Annotated in this window: 1 protein-coding gene; it reads right to left on the bottom strand. The window is 54.2% G+C overall.

The genetic code is table 11. The features are described 5' to 3' along the window. Nucleotides 1-25: 25 nt before the first annotated feature. Complete coding sequence (locus ACYASU_RS20355; RefSeq protein WP_463583855.1) at nucleotides 26-1294, bottom strand: IS110 family RNA-guided transposase; 1269 nt, start codon at nucleotides 1292-1294, stop codon at nucleotides 26-28. Nucleotides 1295-1462: the final 168 nt, after the last annotated feature.

Here is a 1462-nt window from a genome sequence, read left to right as displayed (position 1 = left end):
CCTCTTCACACCCTGAGGTCATCCGTCAATCTGCAGCCAGCTCAGCCAAGCGCTCTGACAAAGGCGATCCGTGCCTGCTCAAGGCTTTCAAATAGATCTGCTCCTCATACACGGTGCTGGTTTTCCAGCACCGGTACAAAATCCTTATCCATTTGAACGCCAGTGCCCTGATTGCAACTTGATAGGTGCTGCCTTTGGCTCTTTGCTGCCTATAAAATTCACCGGCCCATGCTGACCGGCGAACGCTTTGGCCCGCCCACTCCACAAAGGTCTGCCGTAGAAATACAGAGCATTGCCACCGCCAGTGCACCCACTGTTTTTTGCCGCTTCGCTCAGTAACGGGTGCCACGCCGGCGTATTTTTGCACTTCATCAGCAGCATTGAAGCGATCACGCTGATCACCAAACGCTACCATCAGACGGGGCGCCAGCTGCTTGCCTGCGCCCGGCAAAGTATGAAAGATTTTATAGTCAGCCATTGAGTTGGCCAGTGTTTCGATTTCGATATCGAAGCTTTTTATCGAGGCCAACATCACTTTGAGCTGATCTGCCAAGGCCAATGTGTACAGCCGTGACGGGGCGATAATCGAGTGATCTTCGGTCAATGGCTTGGCCTTCAAGATCAACTCCTGGCGTTTTTGACTCAGCGCCGAGCGGCGAACGTTATGGCTGTCGAGGAACTTATCCAGGGAGGCCGGACGCGCACGACTGAGTTCATCAAGCGAAGGCCATCGACGCAGGAAGTCGGCAAAGACTAGGGTGCCGTGATCCTTAAACAACTCCAGAGCCAATGGGTAGTACTGTTTTAGGGTGCTGCAGAGCCTGTTGCTCACCCTGACCCTATCCTCCACCAACTGACGCCGCTGCTCGGTCAAGCTGCCCAGTATGCGCATCTCAGAACTTTGCAAACTCAAGGCCGGGAATTTTTCCGGATGAGTCATCAGAAGCTCAAGCGCCCACTGCGCATCACTTGGATCATCCTTTGCGCCGCTGGGAACAAAGGCTTTGCGGTATTTGGCCAAGGTGGTGGGATTGATTGGAAATAGAACAATGAAGTCGTACTTTTGAAGCGCTGAGACCAAAGGTCCTTTGGTCAGCTCTACCGCTACCGCGATAGGGGCTCCGTAAGCGTGATGAAGGGCTAAGGCCCAGCGCTCGATGCTCTCGGGGGTATGGTCAATGCGGCTAAACTGACGAGTGCTCTCACCGGCAACTTGCAGGCAGACATCGTGCTTGGAGTCTGCCCAGTCGATACCGACAAAGGCCGTAAACGAGGTATTGATCAGCGACGGCATACGAAACCTCCACAGGCGCTAAAGTACATGCAGGGACATGCATGCTTGCGTCCAGCGAAGGCGATATAGAGAGCCGGTGCGACGGCTTTCCCTGAGAGTTCGTCAAGGTCGCAAGCGCACCCACAGACTCGAATATGAAGAGGTAAGCCTCAAGGGCTTCGTGAGCTT

Source organism: Pseudomonas sp. HP_12, from assembly GCF_055283955.1.
Note: the sequence above shows the minus strand (reverse complement) of the source record. Positions and strands in the feature narration are given on the sequence as shown.

Coding starts and splice junctions, on each gene's coding strand:
- ACYASU_RS20355 (WP_463583855.1), bottom strand. CDS start 1,294: ATGCCGTCGCTGATCAATACCTCGTTTACGGCCTTTGTCGGTATCGAC.